Consider the following 6,802-nt stretch of genomic DNA (forward strand, 5'->3'; position numbering starts at 1 on the left):
AACATGAACAAAAGGTACAGCTTACACCACATTCATTCAGCAGATGAGTTCACTTTCTCACCGGCAGAATACAGCTATTTCAAATATGGCGATAAGTCGTATGCTGAAAAATTTGCAAAAGAATTATTCGAAGGATTTATTTCCGAAAATGAGGAACTTTTTAATACAGATAAAGAAATTGTAGTACTTCCAAGCCCTTATATGGCAATTCCTACAGCTTCTAATTTCTTATGTTTTTATTTTAAAAAACATTTGGATTTTTATCTGTTTCAAAAAGAAAAAAAATCAAGTATCTTATCAAAAATCAATAGAAATCATACCTATATCACAGATTATGGTAATCTTAATTTTGAAGATCGTAAAAATCTGATTGCCAATGATACATATTACATTGATAAAGATTTTTTAAGAGGAAAACTTTGTATTTTTATAGACGATATAAAAATTACAGGAAGTCATGAGTTTACAGTGAACAAAATTCTGGATGAATATGAAGTAGAAGCAGACTTTATGTTCCTGTATTACGCCGAACTGATGAATTTTGATCTGGATCCTAAAATTGAAAACTTCTTCAATTATTATGCAGTGAAAAACGTAATGCACATCACAGAAGTGATGAATAAGCCGAGTTTTCAGTTCAATACAAGGATTGTAAAATATATTTTAGGCCTGGATTCAAGTAATTTTGACTATCTTACGTCTAAAGTAAAAAAAGAACAGATGGATCTCCTGTTAGAGTTGGCCATCAGTAACAATTATCATTTAATAAAAGAATATAAAAATAACATCAATACTTTAACACAAACGGAATTATATTATGGCTATTAACTTACAAAAAGGACAAAGAGAAAATATTAACGCCCCTAAATTTACTGTAGGTTTAGGATGGGATATCAATAATACTTCTACAGGAACAGCATTTGACCTTGATGCTTCTTTATTTTTATTAGGAGATGACAAAAAATTAGTTTCAGATAATCACTTTATTTTTTATAACAACCTTGAATCTCCCGATAAAGCAGTAATTCACACTGGAGATAACCTTACAGGAGAAGGATCTGGTGATGATGAACAGATCAAGATTGATCTTACAAAAATTGATGATGCAATAAAGGAAATTACTGTTGTAGTAACCATTCATGATGCAGATTCAAGAAGACAGAACTTTGGACAGGTAAGAAATTCTTTCATCAGAATTTTCAATACAGATACGAATGAAGAAATCTTAAAATACGAATTGGATGAAGATTTCTCGATCGAAACGGCAGTTGAATTCGGAAGAATCTACAACAGAAACGGAGAATGGAAATTTGAGGCAGTAGGAGCAGGACAGAGAGACGGCCTTGAAAAATTTGTATCAATTTATCAAAAGTAATTATGGACAATCAAGAAAATCAACCGATAGATCCACTTGGATCAATTGAACCTCTTAGAACATTTGAACCGGCTCCAATGGTTCCACCGACGCAGCCTGTTGAAAATGCGGCACCCGCAGTTCTTGTAGACAGAGAGGGAAATGTAAATCTGACTCAGCTGCAGTCAGAGGAACGTCAGAAATATGAAGTTTTAGCAAACTCTATTGATGAAGCTAATCCTGGATCCATTGTGAATTTTGGAGCTGAGCTTCAGAAAACATTAACTAATCAGAGTGACAGTTTCTTAGGAAATGTAAGAAGATCAAACTCTGGAGAAGTTGGTGGACTAATCAATGATCTTTTGGTAGAGCTGAACTATGTAGACGTAGAGGAGCTTAACGGAAATAAAGTAAAAAGCTTCCTGAGCAAATTACCATTCATGAAGAAAGTAATGACTCAGGTAGAAAACTTATTTGCTAAGTATGACAAGATCATCAACAATATTGAACAGATCTCTTACAAAGTAAATGCAGGAATCATTACTTCTACCAAAGATAATGCAGTTCTTCAGACGATTTTTGAAAGCAACGTAAACTCTATCAAGCAAATTGAAGATCTTGTGATTGCAGGAAATATCAGAATGGAAAGAGCGGCTGTAGAATTGGCTCAAATGGAAGCCAATCCTGCTAATTTTCAGGATTATCAGATTGCAGACAAAAGAGATTTTATTGCTAGATTAGACAGAAGAATGGCTGATCTTAAAGTGGTACGTGTAATCATGATGCAGTCACTTCCTCAGATCAGATTGGTTCAGAATAACAATGTTTCTATTGCAGAAAAAGCACAGACTATTCTTACCACGACACTTCCTGTATGGAAAAACCAACTTTCACTTGCCGTTGCTATGTACAGACAACAGCAGAATATTGAAATCCAGCAGAAAGTATCTTCTACTACTGAAGAAATCTTAAGAAAGAATGCTGAGCGTCTTGGCCAGAACTCAATTAATGTAGCGAGAGCTAATGAGCAGACTATTGTATCAGTAGAAACATTGAGAGAAACAACTTCAATGTTAATCAATACGTTAAATGAAGTGAAACAGATCCAGAAACAAGGAGCTGATAACAGAAGAAAACTGGATCAGGATCTTCAGACATTGGAGCACGAACTGAAAGCAAATGTCAGAGGTTAATTTTTAGGGTACTACGGTGGGGGAAGATGCAGCAACCATATTGTCACAGAGCAAAAGAAGGTTAACAAGACTTAAACTTCTGGCGAATTTTTTTGAACATATTGATATAATATCCATTTACATCAAAACAGATATTATCCACAATATGTTCCAGGAAAATACGACCCTGGATTACAATAAACTGGAACTTTTCCACCTGCAGTATACCGACAGTCTTATAGAACTTTTGACGAAGATAAAAAGGCAGAAGGAAAATGATATGCTGGCGGTCCTTAATGAAATTGACATCAACAAAAAATATATTTCAGGTTTTGAAGAAAGGCAGGCAGACAGTTTTCAGACAGACAGAAAAATGTACAGCGGTATATTTTCTCAGCATCTGAAAGCTTTGTATAAAGACCTTACCGAAGATGTTTTTACAGCCAATTGGGATAATGTACTGTATTTTCATAAAAAATATGCGAAGGAATTTTATAGGCTAGAAGCAGATGAATCTCTGCTGAAGGTGGAATCTTTTCCTGCATATCAATACAAAGATTATTCTATTGAAAGAAAACTCTTAGGAAGGTTGAATATACAGGGATTTAAAGTCCGTTTTGTCTGTGGTTATGCTATCGGGACTCATGAATATGAACTTTTCAAGATCTTTCAGACTGATGATTATTTTATTTTCAGTGTAGATGATAAAAAGCTTTATCTTTTTGACAAAGAACTGGATAAACTGGATACTTCTGAAAATCAATCCAATCAAAGTACCATCATAGACCAGCTTAAGAAAAAAAATGAAGAGCTGGAAGATACCATGAATGAAAGAAAACGTAATTTACCTCCTGAGGTAGAAAGTGTTTTGAAAGATTATATCAGAAACCTCGAAAATATAGACATTATGAGCAAAATATTCGCCTTCGATGAAGAAACAAATATTTTGCGAGCAATGCTTAATTTGAACCTGAACAATCAATAAAATGAAATTTGAAACAAGCGAATTATATTTTCGCAAAAATGTAAATAACAACTAAACATAAAAAGATGGCTATCAACTTACAAAAAGGTCAGAGAATCAACCTTAAAAAAGAAAACGGAGCTGAACTTTCCCAAGCTTGTGTAGGAATCAACTGGGGAGCAATTGAAAAAAAAGGACTTTTCGGAACTAAAAAAGAAGCAGTTGACTTAGACGGAAGCTGTATTTTATATGATTCAAACAAAAATGTTACTGAAGTAGTGTATTTCGGAAACCTGAAATCCAGAAACGGTTCTGTAAGACATAGCGGAGATGATCTTACAGGAGACGTAAATGGAGATGACGGATTAGATAATGAAGTGATCACTGTAGATTTCAGTAACCTTGAGCCTAACGTAGATCACGTGGCATTGGTATTGAACAGCTACAGAGGGCAGGACTTCGGAACTATTCCTTTCGCTTCTATCCGTATCTACGAAGGAACTCCAACCAATGTAAAAGAAGTTTTTGCTAAGTATGATATAGCGAATGATGCTTCTTTCAAAGGTCATGTTGCCATGGTTATGGGAGTGTTCTACAGAAGAAATGGTGAATGGAAATTCAATGCGATTGGAGATCCTACAGCCGACAGAAAGCTGGAGCAGACGATCCAAACGGTACAGATGAATTATTTATAATCGTTTATACATCAAAATGTAAATAAAATAGCAATATTTGTACTTTGTTACATCTATTGCTTTTATCATATAATAACATAACTCAAGTGGAACATCAAAGTATTTTAGATCTGCACCCTGGCTTGGTGTGGGGATTTGCGGTAACAGTCGTTATCATGCTACTCCTGGATTTAGGAGTTTTCAACAAAAAAAGCCACGAAGTTTCTTCCAAAGAAGCTACCATCTGGTCTATCGTATGGATCTCGCTGTCTATGATATTTTCAGGAGTCGTGTATTGGGTTTTCAATACAGACGGAACCCCTGAAAGTCATGCACTGGCAGTAGAGAAATTTACTCAGTATCAGGCTGCTTATTGGATTGAAAAGGCCCTTTCTGTAGATAATTTATTCGTATTTATCCTGGTTTTCGGATTCTTTAAAGTTCCGAAATTCCTTCACCATAAAGTTCTTTTCTGGGGGATTATCGGAGCCTTAATCTTCAGAGCGATATTTATTTTTGCCGGAGTTGGGTTAATTAACCTTACTTATCTTCCTGAAATGAATATTTTCGGAACTCCAGTGAAAATTAATGTGGTGATGACCTTATTCGGATTATTCCTTGTGTATGCAGGGATCAAATCCTGGGGAGACGGTGATGATGATGACGATGAAGATTACAGCAATACAGCAGGAGCAAGACTAATCAAAAGCTTCTGGAAAGTTTCTGATAATTATGATGGTGATAAGTTCTTTACGATTCAGAACGGAATCAAAATGGCAACACCGCTATTAGTGGTTGTGGGAGTTATTGAGTTTACTGACGTTCTTTTTGCAGTAGATTCCATTCCGGCGATCTTTGCGATTTCAAATGATCCGTTTATCCTGTATACATCGAATATCTTTGCGATTTTAGGTCTTAGATCATTATATTTCCTATTAGCCAATTTTATCCACATGTTCAGCAAACTTCCTTATGGATTGGCGATTATCCTGTCGTTCATCGGAGTTAAAATGCTTATTGCACCATGGATTCATATTCCTTCTCCAATTTCACTAGGAATTGTAGGTGGAGTATTAGTTATTTCAGTTCTTTTATCTGTTATCTTCCCTGACAAAGAAGAAGAGAAGAAAGAAGAATTAGAAGAAAAATAAGATATAAAAAATACAAACAGAACCCTCCGGAATTTAATTCTGGAGGGTTTTTTGTTGGGAAAATATAAGATACAAGATATTTTAAAGCATTAATTAGATATTTTTATGGTATTAAATTTTATCGTAGATAAAATCCTCCTATGTTTGTATAAGTTATAATTTGCTTTATCTCAAATATTATCTTAGCCATAAAGTGAATAAGAATGAGAGTTGAATAAAAATCCAATAGTTCAAAGAAACATATTCGGCGCAAGAAACGACCTCATTCTTTTTTTATCTTTTAGAGTCAGAGCAGAATGTAAGGAATTAAAAACCCCATTTAATATCCAGAATATCCAATCAGGAGAAAAGACGAAGGAAGATATCTCACTTAAAAAGCAATAAAAGATGAAAGTATTAAAACAAGTAGCCGGTATAGATGTGTCTCAAAAAGAATTAGTAGTTACTTTAGGTTGTCTATATGAAGATCAAACTATAAAATTTCTAGCTTATAAGGTATTTAAAAACACAGATGTTGGAATCCCATTATTGATTAATTGGATTGAAAAACAAAGTGTTGAAGATCAGGAAATTCACTATGTTATGGAAGCCACAGGGGTTTATCATCAGAAGTTCGCTTATTATCTTGCTGAGAATAATAAAAAGGTCTATATCGTTTTGCCCAATAAAATAAGTAGCTACCTAAGAACTCTTGATATAAAAACGATAACTGATAAAAGTTGTTCTCAGGCTATTACTCAGTTCGGTCTTGAAAGAAAATTAAATCACTGGAAAAAACCTGATCAGACTTATAATGAGCTGCAACAGCTTACCAGAGAGCGTGATCAAATTGTTCAGGAGCGGAATGTGATAAAAAATCAGCTTCATGCAGAAACTATTCAAGCTTCTCCTCATTTAAAAAGTATAGAAAGAATGCAAGCTCGTATGAATTTGCTCAATGCTCAAGAAAAAGCAATAAAGAAAGATATCGATAGTATTATCAATACTAATCCTGTGATAAAACAATTGATAGAACGACTTACAACAATACCGGGAGTTGGTGTTTTAACTGCGGTTACTGTTTTGGGAGAGACCAATGGCTTTGAACTGATTAGAAACAAGTCTCAATTATCAAGTTATGCAGGGTTAGATGTTAGAGAAAAACAATCTGGAACGTCGGTAAAAGGTAAATCACGGATATCAAAAAAAGGAAATAGAATGTTAAGGAAATGTTTGTTTTTGCCGGCTTTAACAATTGTGAAGTGGGATGATAACTTCAAAGAAGTTTATATAAGACTCACTTCAAAACATGGAATAAAAATGAAGGCTTTAGTAGCAATCCAAAGAAAAATATTAGAATTGATCTATATTCTTTTTAAAAATGAAACCGTTTATGACGGTAAATATAAATCAAAAAATAGCGTGAAAACTGAGATAGTATAGCACGCTACAGAGTCTAGCTCTAGGCCGACTTAAAAAACAAATTTACAAAAAAATATAAATATTAT

The 6,802-nt window shown here is 34.1% G+C and carries 7 protein-coding genes; all 7 read left to right on the top strand.

All coding sequences use genetic code 11. The features are described from left to right. Nucleotides 1-3 precede the first annotated feature (3 nt). Nucleotides 4-828 carry a phosphoribosyltransferase family protein gene (locus tag AC3HD6_RS20240; protein ID WP_488897965.1) on the top strand — a complete coding sequence of 275 codons (825 nt, stop codon included), beginning with the start codon at nucleotides 4-6 and terminating at the stop codon, nucleotides 826-828. Beyond that, nucleotides 818-1,375: a TerD family protein gene (locus tag AC3HD6_RS20245; protein ID WP_488897966.1), complete on the top strand. Its 558-nt coding sequence runs from the start codon at nucleotides 818-820 to the stop codon at nucleotides 1,373-1,375. Before AC3HD6_RS20240 ends, AC3HD6_RS20245 begins: the two co-directional genes overlap by 11 nt. A gap of 2 nt (nucleotides 1,376-1,377) precedes the next feature. After that, on the top strand, nucleotides 1,378-2,547 hold the full coding sequence (locus tag AC3HD6_RS20250; RefSeq protein ID WP_488897967.1) for a toxic anion resistance protein: 1,170 nt from the start codon (nucleotides 1,378-1,380) through the stop codon (nucleotides 2,545-2,547). 16 nt (nucleotides 2,548-2,563) lie between these two features. Continuing rightward, nucleotides 2,564-3,511 carry a hypothetical protein gene (locus AC3HD6_RS20255; RefSeq protein ID WP_488897968.1) on the top strand — a complete coding sequence of 316 codons (948 nt, stop codon included), beginning with the start codon at nucleotides 2,564-2,566 and terminating at the stop codon, nucleotides 3,509-3,511. 65 nt (nucleotides 3,512-3,576) lie between these two features. Beyond that, nucleotides 3,577-4,185, top strand: a complete 609-nt coding sequence (locus AC3HD6_RS20260) for a TerD family protein (RefSeq protein ID WP_488897969.1) — start codon at nucleotides 3,577-3,579, stop codon at nucleotides 4,183-4,185. A gap of 86 nt (nucleotides 4,186-4,271) precedes the next feature. Beyond that, nucleotides 4,272-5,315, top strand: coding sequence for a TerC/Alx family metal homeostasis membrane protein (locus AC3HD6_RS20265; RefSeq protein ID WP_488897970.1), 1,044 nt, complete (start codon nucleotides 4,272-4,274; stop codon nucleotides 5,313-5,315). A gap of 387 nt (nucleotides 5,316-5,702) precedes the next feature. Continuing rightward, entirely contained in the window at nucleotides 5,703-6,737 is a 1,035-nt protein-coding gene (locus AC3HD6_RS20270) for an IS110 family RNA-guided transposase (RefSeq protein WP_488896434.1), read from the top strand. Nucleotides 6,738-6,802: the final 65 nt, after the last annotated feature.

The organism is Chryseobacterium sp. II3a (assembly GCF_057815135.1).